At 70.0% G+C, this 13,791-nt stretch carries 12 protein-coding genes and 3 pseudogenes; 9 read left to right on the top strand and 6 right to left on the bottom strand.

Translation table 11 applies throughout. The features are described 5' to 3' along the window. Nucleotides 1-268 precede the first annotated feature (268 nt). A complete protein-coding gene (locus ACGFSA_RS30120) occupies nucleotides 269-1,567 on the top strand; it encodes a DUF6986 family protein (protein ID WP_393309207.1) in 1,299 nt (432 codons plus the stop codon). A gap of 153 nt (nucleotides 1,568-1,720) precedes the next feature. On the opposite strand, the gene ACGFSA_RS30115 is transcribed toward ACGFSA_RS30120, so the two are convergent. After that, nucleotides 1,721-2,749 (bottom strand): LacI family DNA-binding transcriptional regulator, encoded by a 1,029-nt coding sequence (locus ACGFSA_RS30115; RefSeq protein ID WP_393309206.1) that lies wholly within the window; start codon nucleotides 2,747-2,749, stop codon nucleotides 1,721-1,723. Nucleotides 2,750-2,932: 183 nt separating this feature from the next. Between ACGFSA_RS30115 and ACGFSA_RS30110 the strand changes: the two genes are divergently transcribed. Beyond that, complete coding sequence (locus tag ACGFSA_RS30110) at nucleotides 2,933-3,898, top strand: ROK family protein (protein WP_393309205.1); 966 nt, start codon at nucleotides 2,933-2,935, stop codon at nucleotides 3,896-3,898. Between the two features lie 142 nt (nucleotides 3,899-4,040). Here the strand turns inward: ACGFSA_RS30110 and ACGFSA_RS30105 are convergent. Then, a pseudogene (locus ACGFSA_RS30105) lies at nucleotides 4,041-4,577 on the bottom strand (NPCBM/NEW2 domain-containing protein); the annotation flags it as partial. A gap of 325 nt (nucleotides 4,578-4,902) precedes the next feature. Between ACGFSA_RS30105 and ACGFSA_RS30100 the strand changes: the two are divergent. The 5 genes and pseudogenes from ACGFSA_RS30100 to ACGFSA_RS30080 all read left to right on the top strand — a co-directional run. Further along, a pseudogene (locus ACGFSA_RS30100) lies at nucleotides 4,903-5,394 on the top strand (ABC transporter permease subunit); the annotation flags it as partial. Nucleotides 5,395-5,522: 128 nt separating this feature from the next. Further along, on the top strand, nucleotides 5,523-6,095 hold the full coding sequence (locus tag ACGFSA_RS30095; RefSeq protein WP_393309204.1) for a DUF5565 family protein: 573 nt from the start codon (nucleotides 5,523-5,525) through the stop codon (nucleotides 6,093-6,095). A gap of 354 nt (nucleotides 6,096-6,449) precedes the next feature. Beyond that, nucleotides 6,450-6,614, top strand: a complete 165-nt coding sequence (locus tag ACGFSA_RS30090) for a hypothetical protein (protein ID WP_393309203.1) — start codon at nucleotides 6,450-6,452, stop codon at nucleotides 6,612-6,614. Nucleotides 6,615-6,672: 58 nt separating this feature from the next. Continuing rightward, on the top strand, nucleotides 6,673-7,599 hold the full coding sequence (locus ACGFSA_RS30085) for a DUF1707 domain-containing protein (protein ID WP_393309202.1): 927 nt from the start codon (nucleotides 6,673-6,675) through the stop codon (nucleotides 7,597-7,599). Between the two features lie 568 nt (nucleotides 7,600-8,167). Further along, nucleotides 8,168-8,434, top strand: a complete 267-nt coding sequence (locus tag ACGFSA_RS30080) for a hypothetical protein (protein WP_393309201.1) — start codon at nucleotides 8,168-8,170, stop codon at nucleotides 8,432-8,434. 1 nt (nucleotide 8,435) lies between these two features. Here ACGFSA_RS30080 and ACGFSA_RS30075 read toward each other — a convergent pair whose 3' ends face one another. Together ACGFSA_RS30075 and ACGFSA_RS30070 are read right to left on the bottom strand one after the other, a co-directional pair. Further along, nucleotides 8,436-8,660, bottom strand: a complete 225-nt coding sequence (locus tag ACGFSA_RS30075; RefSeq protein WP_393309200.1) for a hypothetical protein — start codon at nucleotides 8,658-8,660, stop codon at nucleotides 8,436-8,438. A 122-nt stretch (nucleotides 8,661-8,782) separates the two neighbouring features. Next, complete coding sequence (locus ACGFSA_RS30070) at nucleotides 8,783-8,959, bottom strand: hypothetical protein (RefSeq protein WP_393309199.1); 177 nt, start codon at nucleotides 8,957-8,959, stop codon at nucleotides 8,783-8,785. 196 nt (nucleotides 8,960-9,155) lie between these two features. On the opposite strand from ACGFSA_RS30070, the gene ACGFSA_RS30065 reads away from it, so the two are divergent. Continuing rightward, nucleotides 9,156-10,193: an NUDIX domain-containing protein gene (locus tag ACGFSA_RS30065; protein WP_393309198.1), complete on the top strand. Its 1,038-nt coding sequence runs from the start codon at nucleotides 9,156-9,158 to the stop codon at nucleotides 10,191-10,193. Here the strand turns inward: ACGFSA_RS30065 and ACGFSA_RS30060 are convergent. Together ACGFSA_RS30060 and ACGFSA_RS30055 are read right to left on the bottom strand one after the other, a co-directional pair. Further along, a pseudogene (locus ACGFSA_RS30060) lies at nucleotides 10,152-10,442 on the bottom strand (MBL fold metallo-hydrolase); the annotation flags it as partial. The gene ACGFSA_RS30065 and the pseudogene ACGFSA_RS30060 sit on opposite strands and share 42 nt — an antisense overlap. A gap of 312 nt (nucleotides 10,443-10,754) precedes the next feature. After that, nucleotides 10,755-12,119 carry a dipeptidase gene (locus ACGFSA_RS30055; RefSeq protein ID WP_393309197.1) on the bottom strand — a complete coding sequence of 455 codons (1,365 nt, stop codon included), beginning with the start codon at nucleotides 12,117-12,119 and terminating at the stop codon, nucleotides 10,755-10,757. 184 nt (nucleotides 12,120-12,303) lie between these two features. Between ACGFSA_RS30055 and ACGFSA_RS30050 the strand changes: the two genes are divergently transcribed. Continuing rightward, nucleotides 12,304-13,518, top strand: coding sequence for a geranylgeranyl reductase family protein (locus ACGFSA_RS30050; RefSeq protein WP_393309196.1), 1,215 nt, complete (start codon nucleotides 12,304-12,306; stop codon nucleotides 13,516-13,518). Nucleotides 13,519-13,791: the final 273 nt, after the last annotated feature.

Raw genomic sequence — 13,791 nt, 5'->3', positions numbered from 1 at the left:
CCCCGATCTTCGACCTCGTCGACTACGGCATCGTCGGCGACCTCTTCCAGGTCGTCCCCCAGCTCACCGAAGAGGTCAACTCCCGCAAGGGCTGACCTGTCGGGGGGCTGTATCCCTTCTCGATGGTCCGGGGCCGCGTGGTGTTCTCACCGCGCGGCCCCGGACCGTTTCCGATCACCATTGACGCAGGTCCGGTGGCCTTATAACTTCACTATACGGATTGTTGATTCCGGGAAGCGGAAACAGCGGCACTGTGGAGGGTGTGGACATGGGTCAGCAGGAGAAGGTGGCAACGAGCCTCGCCGGTGCGGTCAGCGAGGAGATCAGTGCCTCCCTCACCGCGGTGGACGCCGAGCTCGCCCGCCGCTACCCGGGAGACCCCGGCACCCGCCAGCCCATCCACACGGTCTACGTCCCCGGCGACACCTTTACCGCAGACACCATCCGCTCCTGGGGCGACCAGGCGCTCCGCGCCCTCGACGAGCATGCCTCCGATGCGGCCTCGTTCGCCGCCGTCCTCGGCATCCCGGAGGAGCTCGCCGCGCCCGTCCACGACCGGGTCCGCGCCAAGCTGGAGCGCGAGCCCGTCGAAGACCTGCGGATCGACTTCGAGGACGGCTACGGCCCCCGCCCCGACGCCGAGGAGGACGAGGCTGCCGCCCGCGCCGCGCGGCTGGTCTCGGAGGCGTACGAGAACGGCACGGCGGCCCCGTACATGGGCATCCGGATGAAGTGCATGGAGGTCGCCGTGCGCGACCGGGGCATCCGTACCACGGACATTTTCCTCACCGGTCTGATGCAGGCGGGCGGGCTCCCCGAGGGCCTGGTGCTCACCCTTCCCAAGGTGACGTACCCCGAACAGGTCACCGCCTTCGTCCGGCTCCTCGACGCCTTCGAGCAGGCCCACGGCCTGCCGTCGGGCCGGCTCGGCTTCGAGATCCAGATCGAGACCAGCCAGTCCATCCTCGCCGCCGACGGCACCGCGGCCGTGGCCCGCATGATCGATGCCGCCGGGGGCCGCGCGACCGGCCTGCACTACGGCACCTTCGACTACAGCGCCTGCGTCGGCGTCAGCGCCGCTTACCAGGCCAGCGACCATCCCGCCGCCGACCACGCCAAGGCGGTCATGCAGGTGGCCGCCGCGGGTACCGGCGTACGTGTCTGCGACGGCTCGACCAACGTCCTCCCGGTCGGCCCCACCCACCAGGTCCACGAGGCGTGGCGGCTCCACTACGGGCTCACCCGCCGTGCGCTGGCCCGTGCCTACTACCAGGGCTGGGACATGCACCCCGGCCACCTGCCGACCCGTTACGCGGCCGTCTACACCTTCTATCGCGAGGGCCTGGAACAGGCTGCCGCCCGACTCGCCGCGTATGTCGCCAAGGCCGGCGGCGACGTCATGGACGAGCCCGCCACCGCCAAGGCCCTGAGTGGATACCTGCTGCGCGGCATCGACTGCGGCGCACTCGACACCGCCGAGGTCGCTCGCCTGACGGGGCTGACGCGGGCGGACCTCGACGCGTTCGCCTCGCCCCGGCGCGGAGGACTGACAGTGACGGCGCCGTAGGTTGCGGGCCCCGGCCCGTACCGTCAGCCCCGCAGGAAGGTCTCGACGGTCCCGCTGAAGCGGACGGGATCGTCGAGCCACGGAAAGTGCCCTGCGCCCGGCTGGACGGTCGGTTCGGCGTTGCTGATCGAGCCGGTTCGTCGACGCACCGGCTCAGGCGGGCGGCAGTTCGCCCGAGCCGCGGGCGATGAGGGACGTCGGCAGTTCCACCCGGGCCGGGGCGTCGTCCGCGCCGTCCAGTCGGCGGAAGAGGTGCTCGGCCGCCGTCCGGCCCACGGCCGCGGCGTCCTGGGAGATGACCGTGATGCCCAGCAGGTCGGCCAGTTCAATGTCGTCGAAGCCGACCAGGGCGACCGGACGCTCCCGCTCCGCCAGCACGCGCACCGCGGTGACCGTCACCCGGTTGTTGCCCGCGAAGAGCGCGGTGACCGGTTCGGGGCCCGAGAGCATCGCCTCGGCGGCCGCCCTGACCCGCGCCGGGTCGGTGGAGCCGAGGGAGATCCAGGAGTCCTCGACGGTGATCCCGGCGTCCGTCATCGCGGTGTGATACCCGCGCAGACGCTCGGTGGCCGTGTGGATACGCGGCTGGTCACCGATGAAGCCGATCCTGCGGTGTCCGTGCGCGATCAGATGGGCGACACCCTGCCGGGCGCCGCCGAAACTGTCGGAAAGGACGATGTCGGCGTCGATCCGGCCCGCCGGGCGGTCCACGAAGACGGTGGCGATCCCCGCCTTTATCTCCGGCTCCAGGTAGCGGTGGTCGTCACCGGCCGGAATCACGATCAGCCCGTCCACCCGGCGGGCGCACAGCGCGAGCACGAGCTCCTGCTCGCGCTCCGGGTCCTCGGCGCTCGACCCGTTGATGAGCAGGGCGCCGTGCGCGCGGGCGACCTCCTCGACGGCGCGGCTCAGCGGCCCGTAGAACGGATCGGCGAGATCCTCCAGGACCAGGCCGATGGAGGCGGTACGGCCCTTGCGGAGCACACGCGCGCTGTCGTTGCGGCGGAAGCCGAGCGCATCGATCGCCTCCTGGACCCGGCGCTCGGTGTCCGGCGTGACCCCCGGCTCGCTGTTGACCACGCGGGAGACCGTCTTGAGGCCCACTCCGGCCCGGGCGGCCACATCCTTCATGGTCGGCCGATTGCCGTAGCGGGACTCGGAGTGACGGGCGGTCTCTGCCACGATGCGCTGTCCTGTCGTCGGGTGCGGGCTGTCCGGCCGGTCGCAGACGGGTGCTGCGGAGGTGCCGGAGGCTGTGTCGTCGAGCATAGGCCCTGGACAACGTTGTCAACTGAATACAGACTATGCAGACTATTCACTGAAGCCGCAGGTCCCCGCCTCCTCACTCATCCGGAGCCCACACTGATGCATACCGACCTCGTTGCCGCGCTCGACATCGGCGGCACCAAGATCGCCGGCGCACTGGTGGACGGCAGCGGCACGCTCCTCGTGCGGGCGCAGCGGCCGACGCCCGCCCGGGAGAGCGGCGAGACGGTGATGGGCGCGGTGACGGACGTGCTGGCCGAGCTGACCGCCTCGCCGCTGTGGGGCCGGGTTACCGCCGTCGGCATCGGCAGCGCAGGTCCGGTGGATGCCTCGGCGGGGACGGTCAGCCCCGTCAACGTTCCCGGCTGGCGCGACTTCCCGCTGGTGGACCGGGTACGGAGGGCCGCCGGCGGGCTTCCCGTGGAGTTGGTCGGCGACGGGGCCGCGATGACCGCGGCCGAGCACTGGCTCGGTGCGGCCCGCGGTTACGACAACGCGCTGTGCATGGTCGTGTCGACAGGGGTCGGCGGCGGCCTCGTCCTCGGCGGCAAGCTGCACCCGGGTCCCACCGGCAACGCCGGTCACATCGGCCACATCAGTGTGGATCTGGACGGCGACCCGTGTCCGTGCGGTTCGCGGGGCTGTGTGGAACGGATCGCCAGCGGGCCGAACATCGCCCGCCGCGCCCTGGAGGGCGGCTGGCAACCCGGCCCGGACGGCGACGCCACGGCCGCCGCCGTGGCCACCGCCGCGCGGGCCGGACATCCGGTGGCGGTCGCCTCCTTCGAGCGCGCCGCGCAGGCGCTGGCCGCCGGAATCGCCGCCACCGCCACCCTGGTCGAGATCGACATCGCCGTGATCGGTGGGGGAGTGGCCGGTGCTGGCGACATCCTCTTCGCTCCGCTGCGCCGCGCCCTGCGCAGCTACGCCACGCTTTCGTTCGTCCAACGGCTCACGGTGGCACCCGCGGTGATGGGTACGGACGCGGGCCTGGTGGGCGCCGCGGCCGCCGCCTCTGCGGTCAGGCCGGGTGGGGCGGCGACCGCGGCTGTACTGAGCGGCTGAACAGGGTCCGGCTGCCGGACGGTGCGCGGCGCCCCGTCCCGTCCCGTCCGGCAGTCGAACGATGGTCCGGAAACCGGGCGTGCCCGGTGGCTGCGCCGCTGCCCGGAACCGTTCCGGAAGCGGCTCCAGGCCCGTACCGGACTCAGCACCCGATCCGCAGGTCCGCCCAGTCGGCGTGGTCGTAGCCGATCCCGTCCCCGCCGTCGGTGACCACCAGACGTACCACCTGCGCGCCGCTCACATCCGCAGTGATCGGCTGCGCGGCCATCGCGTTGGTCAGGACCCCGGTCGACGCCACCTTTGTGCCGTCCGCCCAGATCTCGAACGCCACCGTGCCGTTGGCGCCCGTCTCGTCGTCGACTCCGACCTGGGCGGTCACGGCGCTGCACGCACCGCCCGCGTAGAACTCGACGGCGCTGTCCGCGTGTACCCCGAGTCCCTTGGCGAAGACGGTGCCGCCGATGGTCAGCGGATTGCCGTCGCCGGCCTCGCTCTCACCGTTGCTGGTGTCCTTCTCGACCGGACCCCAGCCGTTGGACGCGGAGATCTGCGGCAGATCGCTCAGATAGCTGCTGCCCGCCGGGGGCGCCACCACCACACGCGCCTGGAACGGCACCGAAGTCTGCACGCGCGTCCCGGTCGGTGACCGGTACTGGGCGCTGAGCTTCAGATCGTACGTACGGCGGGAGCGGTTGCGCCCGCTGCGCAGAGCAGGCTGGCGGCCAGCGCTCCGATGACCGTTCTGCCGCTTGCTCGGGTTGTACGGGTTGGAAGATGACGCAACGTAACATTCCTTCACACTCGTGTCGGATTGGACGACATCATGCGTACGCCAGAGGCGCGCGATTACGTTAGGACATGTTGGAGTCTGTTGGAAAGGGTGCGGTAAGGGTTGTCCGACATCTCGTCAAAGCCCTTGACCCCGCTCTGACTTGCGGATGCGATCCAATCGCACGTTGGACCGTGTTGGGTTGCATCCCGGAGGGGGTGGTCATGGCGCACTTGTCAACACCGTGATCATCACCGTCCCGGGGGTGCTCGTCACCCTCTTCCTCGCCTCGTTCGCGGCCTTCGCCCTGGCCTGGCTGAAGATGCACGGCGGGATCGTGCTGCTGATGCTCTTCACGGCCGGGAACCTGCTGCCCCAGCAGGTGATCGTGACCTCGCTGTACGTGGTGTTCAACCGCTTCCCGCTGCCGTGCTGGATGTCCGACTCGATGACGATGTACGACTCGTACTGGGCTGTCGTCGTCCAGATCGGCTTCCAGCTCGGGTTCTGCGTCTTCGTCCTCGCCGACTTCATGCGCACCCTGCCGCACGAGATCCTGGAAGCCGCCGTCGTCGACGGCGCGGGCGTCTGGACGCAGTACTGGCCGATCACGCTGCCGTTGTGCCGCCCGGCCCTCGCCGCGCTCGGCACGTTTCAATTCACCCGGAAGTACAACGACTTCCTCTCGGCCCTGGTCTTCGTCTCCGGCGGCGACGAGCTGGGCGTCTGGTTGGTCTCCGGCGGGCCGATGCGTCGGGAGCACCGAGGCATGACAACTGCCCCTCGCGGAGATACGGATCGCCGTGTGAGCGAAATTCCCGTGCGGGCCGACAAGCCAACCGAGAGACTTCCGGCATGAAGAAGATCCCGACCATGTTCGTCCGCGACTTCGACAACCGTCCCGCGTACGTCCTCCCCGAGTTGACGCCCGGCTGTGACTGGGTGCTCGCTGGGGAAGGACAGGCAACCCGCAAGTACGACGGCACATGCGTGATGCTCGACGAGGCCGGCAAGTGGTGGGCGCGGCGCGAGGTGAAGCCCGGCAAGACGCCGCCTCCGAACTATGTGGTGATCTTCACCGACGACGAAACCGGCAAGACCGTCGGCTGGGAGCCGATCGGCCAGTCGTCATTCGCGAGGTTCCACGCAGAAGCGGTTCAGAACCACGGGCCCAGCGCCAGGACCACTGGGACCTACGAACTGATCGGCCCGAAGATCAACGGAAACCCGGAACGCAGCAACGTCCACCTCCTCATTGGGCACGCCCATGCGCAGGACGTCGCTGTGCCGGAGCTGACGTTCGAGGGCATCCGAAGCGCCGTGCTGGCCCTGGCCGCAGCAGACGGGTGCGAGGGAGTCGTCTGGCACCATCCCGACGGACGGATGGCAAAGATCAAGGCGCGCGACTTCGCCCCAAAGCCGTCGTGACGGCCGGAGTCGCCCCGGCCCACTCCGCATCGCGCTGAACGCCGGTTGGATATCGACGGGAACGCCCTCCGCCCGGATCGACCGGTGCGGGGGCGCAGTCGTGTCACACCAGGTAGGCCGGGGCCTTCCCCCGTTGGTCGTGACCCGAAAGCCCTGTCGGACACGGTCCTGGACGACCCGCTGATGGGCGGGTATCCCGATTGGCTTGCTGCCGCACGAGCTCACGGCTTCGGCTACTGATCCCGCATGGACCGGCCCCGCCGCGACATCCCCTGACGCGGCGAGGTCGCGTGTTTTGCATGAGGCCCTGATGACAATGGAATTGGCGAGCGGAATGATGGGATCATGCCACCCGTGAGCGTTCAGCTGAAACCCAAGACCGGCAACGAGATCACTCTCCACGACCTTCGCGAACTCATTGAGAAGACCAAGGGAATGCCCGGCCAAAGTTTGGTCGTCGTGACCGCTAACAAGCGCTCGACGAAGATCAACCTCGTAGACATAGAGATCGCGGACTGATCCTTCGCATGTCCTCACCCGCGGGCCCGCCGTTGAACCAGCTTGATCACGCCGGCGTTTGACGGCGGGCCGCGACGACGGCGAGATCAGCGTCGACGCCGGCCGCCCGTGGGTCGTGCACCGCGTCCTCGTCGTCCAGTTCCTCCGCGAGTCCGAGAACACCGTAGTGCGGTCCAGCGCCTCCGTCGGCGACACCCGTGAGAAAGCTGCGGTGGGACTCGCGAAGCCTGACACCGAACTCCCGCTCGAAACGGGCTGTTCCCGGTTCACGGGTACGCCGACAGCCTCTCGCGCAGTTGCGATCAGCGACGTTGCGGGGCTCTGGGCCGTCCACCAGAATGCATGCATGACGGGTGAACTCAGGTCAGCTGGTGACTCTTCCGAGCACGGCACAACGCCCGAACTTCGGGCATCCGACCGGGACCGAGACCAGGTCGTAGAGATCCTGCAGGTTGCCGCAGGCGACGGTCGGCTCACCGCGGCCGAGCTGGACGAGCGCTTGGACGCCGCGTTGTCCGCCCGCACCACCGGCGACCTTGCTGGACTGACGGCCGACCTGCCCTCGGAAGGAATGCCCCCACAAGCCAGAGATCTGGTCCGGATCGACCAGCGTTTCGGCGATGTCACACGCACCGGCCGCTGGCTGGTTCCGCGCCGCATGGAAATCCGGCTGATGTTCTGCGACGCGAAGCTCGACTTTACCGACGCGATGATCACCCACAACACCCTTCACATCGATGTCGACCTGCGAGTCGGGGGAAACCTGATCCTGGTGACCAGGCCAGGGATCGAAGTCGACACTGACGACCTGGTGCGCGGCAGCGGCGACATCAAGATCCGGCCTGTATCCGGCCCGGACACTCCAATTACCCTGCGTGTGCAACTGGCCGGGCAGTCCCGCGGAGGCGACATCATCGCTCGGCCCCCGCGACGGAAGTTCTCGGAGTGGCTACGCCGCCGCACGCCAAGGAGTATCGGCCGCTGAGCGCGGGTTCTCAAACGGGCACTGGCAGTACCGATCCTCGGCCCGGCTGAAGCCAGTGGGGATCCGCTCGCTGAGAGACGGTGAGACCACACGGAGAGCCCAGCCCTGCCTCGCGCGGTAGCGGTTTCCCGAGGTACCGGTACGGCCCCGGGCCCCGGCCGCCCGCGCGCTGCCCGGAAGCCTGGTCCTTGCAAGGGCAGGTTCGAGCCCGCGGCACGGTGCCTGCGCGGGCACCCTCTCTGCAGACCGGACAGCACGTCACCGCCGGTGACGCCGGGCTGGGCAACCCGATCGAGTCAGGACCGGCCATTGCGAGGAGGAGTTTCGCTGGGCCACTGCTCGTACAAGGGGTGCCGCTCCCAGCGTTTCCGGCCATCCGTGCCCGGGCAGCCGTGGGCGTCAGGAGCACCGGCGAGGCCCCGCCGATCGCGCCTTCGTGTACGGCGGGAACGCGTGGCGCTGCAGAAGCCGGCCACCGTGGCATCAGGAGGCGATCCGGCCAACTGCGTCCGGAGCGGCGCCGCCGTGAGGCGTGGGCAGTGTCAGTGGCGGCTGCGATGCTGCCTGCATGGACGAAATCATGCGACGGCGGGTGTACGGCGCCGACCACGACGATCCTGATCCGGGCCCGCAGCCCGGGCATGCTTATCGCGAGCTGGTCGGCGGCCCGCTCGACGGGCTGCTCCTCGACGTGACGGGCTGGTCGGAGAGGGCACTCGCCGACGGGGCCGCACTGATCACCGAGATCGGCATGCACGGTCCGGGCGGCAGGTCGGAGTACGGGCCGCGGGCGGACGATTCACTGAAGTGGGACTGGCAGGGAGACACCCCCTGAATCAGGTGGCCTCGTACTGGTGCGCTGCGGCGCCCTGCCATTCCACCAGGGCGGGAGTGTCAAGGGCCCGCTCCGGGTCCGTCATTCCGGCGTCGGCGAGAAACACAATGATGTCGCGGTCGTTGTGCGCCAGCCCGAGCCTTTCGTCGCGGCCGTTGATGTGGACGGTCACGAGCCTGGCGCCGGACGGTGTGGGGGCGTGAACGATGATCGGTGGAGTCGCCATGGTTCCAGGGTGGCGCGTGATGCCGGTCGGCGCGCATCTGGCTGGTCCGGATGTGTGGTGCCCGAGGACCGGGGGTACCGGCGGTGGGCCGGCTGCCCCGTGGCGGCGGGTGCGGAGCGGGGTCACTGGCCCCGGTCCGCACCCTGCTGCGGTACGACCACCAGGAACGCGTCCTCCTCCAGGTCCATCACGACCTCGGCCGCCACACCCTCGCCCCGGCGCGCAGCCGCGAACTCCTCCGCAGGCCAGCTGCCTCGTGGACCTCCTGCGGGAAACCGCTCCAATACTGTGCGCTGCACCGTGCACCCCTTGCCTCGTCGGCTCCAACGACGCCCCGCCGTCCCCGTTACGGCCGCTCGGGCGGCTGACTCGTTCGGTGGGACGCCTGCCGACGGGCGTCCGGCACTTGCTTTCGTGCAACAGCATCGCCACAGCGGGGTTTTCGCGGCAGGGTGTTGCGGGCAAGCCACAGAGGGCTACGGAAGAGGGGGAACCGTGATCGTCTGGATCAACGGTGCGTTTGGCGCGGGCAAAACGAGCGCCGCGCGCGAACTGATCGATCTGATCCCGAACAGCACCTTCTACGACCCCGAACTGATCAGCGGGGGACTGCGGTACCTGCTGCCCCAGAAGAGACTTGCCGAGGTGACCGACTATCAGGACCTGCCGATCTGGCGACGGTTGGTGGTGGACACGGCTGCCGCCCTGCTCGCCGAGGTGCCCGGGGTGCTCGTGGTGCCGATGACGCTGCTGCGACAGGAGTACCGCGACGAGATATTCGGAGGGCTCGCTTCCAGACGCATTCCGGTGCGTCATGTACTGCTCTCACCTGAGGAAACGATCCTGCGGCAGCGGATCGCCGACCGTGAGGACGTACCGGACGACCCGGAAGCCGGCGAGCGGGTACGGCAGTGGGCGTACGAACACATCGAGCCCTACCGGACCGCGCTCGGCTGGATCACCGCGGATGCGCACACCGTCGACACCAGCACGCTGACCCCGTACGAGACGGCCGAGCGCATCGCCGACGCGGTACGCATCGGGGCTGCCGGCGTGTGCGAGATCGTGCAGACGCCCGCGCCGACCGCGGAGACCCTCGCCGCCGGGGTGCTTCTCTTCGACGAACACGACCGGGTCCTGCTCGTCGACCCCACGTACAAGCCCGGCTGGGAGTTTCCCGGCGGGGTGGTGGAACCCGGCGAGGCACCGGCACAGGCCGGGATACGGGAAGTGGCCGAGGAGATAGGGATTCAGCTCGACCGGATCCCCAGCCTGCTCGTCGTCGACTGGGAGCCGCCGAACCCGCCCGGGTACGGAGGGCTGAGGCTGCTCTTCGACGGCGGGCTGCTGCACTGGCAGGACGCCGAACGGCTGTTGCTGCCCGGTTCCGAACTGCGCGGCTGGCGGTTCGTGACCGAGGCGGAGGCCGCAACGATGCTGCCGCCGCACCGGTACGAGCGGCTCCGCTGGGCGCTGCGGGCCCGCGAGCGGTCAACCGTGCTCAACCTGGAGGCCGGAGTCCCGGTCGGCTGACGCTCGCAGCACGGCGGCGGCGTCGACGGTGAGGGGATCACCGTGCCCGAAGCAGACCGTGGACGGGGCCGGCGCCGTCGGCCGCCGGAACGAGGCCAGGGCCTCGGCCTGGGCCGTGTTGAAGACACCCAGCATCACCTGGCCCACCCCGGCCACGCAGTCGCCGGTGAACAGCACGTCATGGTGCGGCAGATGGATGGCGACTGACCCGGGTGTGTGTCCGGGGGAGTGGACCACGCGCGCTCCGCCCGTCCGTCCGCCGCACGGGATCTACGTTCTGGGTGAGCTTCGCTCAGCGCGTAGCAGGGAGAAGCTGCGGGCCGTGTGCGTGCGGGCTGTGTGCGTGCGGGCCGGGGTTCGCGTCGGCCGGGTTTGCACCGGAGGTTGCGCCGCGCCGGAGGGCGCGGGCGCGCCCGGGGACGGGCCGGTGGACGACCGCACCCGATCCGGCACGGACCCCGCCCGGGGGAATCCTGCGGACCGGGTGTGGACAGCCGTATTCGGGGGCGGCCGTCCCCCGAATACGAGAGGTGCGTCCGCCCCGGAACAGGTGATGCGAGGTCAGGAGCTCTTGGACTCCGCGTAGTTCTGCAGGAACAGCGCCTCAGCGACGGACAGCCGCTCCAGCTCCTCGGGCGACACGCTCTCGTTCACCGCGTGGATCTGCGCCTCCGGCTCGCTCAGGCCGATCAGCAGGATCTCCGCCTCCGGGTAGAGCGCGGCGAGGGTGTTGCAGAGCGGGATCGAGCCGCCCATCCCGGACGTCTGCATCTTCTCGCCGGGGTAAGCGGCCTCCATCGCCTGCGCCATCGACGTGTACGCCGGGCTGGACGTGTCCGCGCGGAACGCCTGGCCCTGGCCGACCTGCTCCACCGAGACCCTCGCCCCCCACGGGGCGTGCGCCTTCAGATGGGCGGTCAGCAGCGTCGTCGCCTCGGCCGCGTCCTGGCCCGGCGGCACCCGCAGACTGATCTGCGCCCGCGCGCTCGCCTGCAGCGACGGCGTCGCGCCGACGACTGGCGGGCAGTCGATTCCGATGACGGTGACGGCGGGCCGGGCCCAGAGGCGGTCGGCGACGGTACCCGTGCCGATCAGCTCGACACCGTCGAGGACCTTCGCGTCCTTGCGGAAGCCGGACTCCGGGTACTGCAGCCCGTCCCACTCGGCGTCCGTGGTGAGCCCGTCGACGGTTGTGGTGCCGTCCTCGGCGCGCAGCGACGCCAGCAGCTGGATCATTGCGGCCAGCGCGTCGGGGGCGGCGCCGCCGAACTGCCCGGAGTGCAGGTTCCCTTCGAGGGTGTCGAGGGTGACCCGCAGCATCGTCATGCCGCGCAGTGTCGCGGTGACCGTCGGCAGACCGACCCGGAAGTTGCCGGTGTCGCCGATGACGATGGTGTCGGCGGCCAGCAGCTCGGGGTGCGTCTCGGCGTACCGCTCCAGACCGCCGGTGCCCTGCTCCTCCGAACCCTCGGCAATCACCTTGACGGAGACCGGGACGCCGCCGTTCGCCTTGAGAGCACGCAGGGCGAGGAGATGCATGATGAAGCCGCCCTTGCAGTCGGCCGCGCCTCGGCCGAACCAGCGGCCCTCGCGCTCCGTCAGCTCGAACGGCGGGGAGATCCAGGCCGACTCGTCGAGCGGCGGCTGCACGTCGTAGTGCGCGTAGAGCAGCACGGTCGGGGCACCGGCCGGGCCGGGCAGGAAGCCGTAGACCGACTGGGTGCCGTCGGGAGTGTCGAGCAGGGCGACGTCCTGGAAGTCCTCGGCGCGCAGTGCGTCGGCGACCCAGGCTGCGGCCGCCTCGCACTCGCTTTTCGGGAACTGCGCGGGATCCGCCACCGACTGGAAGGCCACCAGCTCGGCCAGCTCCGCCTTGGCACGGGGCATCAGCGAGGCAATGGTCTCGGAAATCGGATGGGCGGTCATGGGCACGCTCCTCGTGGGTGCGACGTTATGTGTACGGATCCGTCTGCATGAACGCCGTGTGTGCGGCGCTGCATGTAGGACGAACGTACGGCCGATCCTCCCACAGCGGGGACCGGTCGCACGGCGCCGTAGGATGCCGTGAGCAGCTTGGGCCACTGGTTGGGATCGGGAGCAGAAGCACATCGTGAGCAGCGAGAACGCAGACGCCGGACGTGAGCTTGAAGAGTCGTCCGTGTGGGATGTCGTCGTAGTCGGCGCCGGACCGGCCGGAGCCTCCGCGGCATATGCGGCGGCGGTCGCCGGGCGGCGGGTGTTGCTGCTGGAGAAGGCGGAACTGCCCCGCTACAAGACCTGTGGCGGCGGCATCATCGGGTACTCCCGTGATGCGCTGCCGCCCGGATTCGAACTGCCCTTGCAGGACAGGATCCACGCGGTGACGTTCTCGCTCAACGGCAGGCTGGCGCGGACCCGCCGCTCCAAGCGGATGCTCTTCGGGCTCATCAACCGGTCCGAGTTCGACGCGGGTCTGGTCGAGGAGGCGCAGAAGGCGGGCGCCGAACTCCGCACCGGAGCGTCGGTGACCCGGGTCGAGCAGCACGGCGCCTCGGTCCCGGACCGGCGCACGGTCGCCGTGGTGCTCGCCGGCGGCGAGACCGTCCTGGCCCGCGCGGTCGTCGGCGCCGATGGCAGCGCGGGACGCATAGGTGCCCATGTCGGGGTCAAGCTCGACCAGGTGGACCTGGGCCTGGAGTCGGAGATCCCGGTCCCGGCCACCGTCGCGGAGGACTGGGCCGGGCGGGTGCTGATCGACTGGGGTCCGATGCCCGGCAGTTACGGGTGGGTGTTCCCGAAGGGCGACACCCTGACCGTCGGTGTGATCTCGGCGCGTGGTGACGGCGCAGGGACCAAGCGGTATCTGGAGGACTTCATCGCCCGGCTCGGTCTCGCCGGGTTCGAGCCGAAGATCTCCTCCGGTCATCTCACCCGCTGCCGCAGCGACGACTCGCCGCTGTCGCGCGGGCGGGTGCTCGTCTGCGGCGACGCGGCGGGGCTGCTGGAGCCGTGGACCCGTGAAGGCATCTCGTTCGCACTGCGCTCCGGGCGGCTCGCCGGTGAGTGGGCGGTCCGGATCGCGGAATCGCACGACGCGGTGGACGCCCGCCGCCAGGCGCTCAACTACGCCTTCGCCATCAAGGCCGGGCTGGGTGTCGAGATGGGTGTCGGTCGGCGCATGCTGAAGCTGTTCGAGCGCCGCCCGGGAATTCTGCACGCAGTGCTGACCGGATTCCGCCCGGCCTGGAAGGCGTTCGCCGGGGTCACCCGCGGGACGACCTCGCTGGCCGAGCTGGTCCGTACCCACCCGTTGGCGCAGCGGGCTCTGTCGGCGATGGACCGTTAGGCCGTTTCTCGGCGCTCACCGTGCCGACCGGACCAAGACGCCGGTGGGCCGCAGTCCGGGCCGATGGGCGGTGGCGGTCCCGTCGTAGTGGGTGGCCCTGGCCTCGCCGCCGAATGCGTCGGTTGATGCGTCGACAGACAATGCTGCGCCCGCCGGAGGCGAACCCGTCGAACCCCGGTGGCCGGCACAGGCCAGGCCGCGACGCCTGCGACGGGTGATCTGTTGGAGCCGTCGCCCCTTGCCCGGCAAGGGCACAGGCAGTGCTGTGCCGGT

Origin of the sequence: Streptomyces sp. NPDC048496 (genome assembly GCF_043200055.1) — a bacterium.
In the GTDB taxonomy this organism is placed as follows: domain Bacteria; phylum Actinomycetota; class Actinomycetes; order Streptomycetales; family Streptomycetaceae; genus Streptomyces.
The sequence above is the reverse complement of the archived record's forward strand: the minus strand, read 5'-3'. Positions and strand labels throughout refer to the sequence as shown.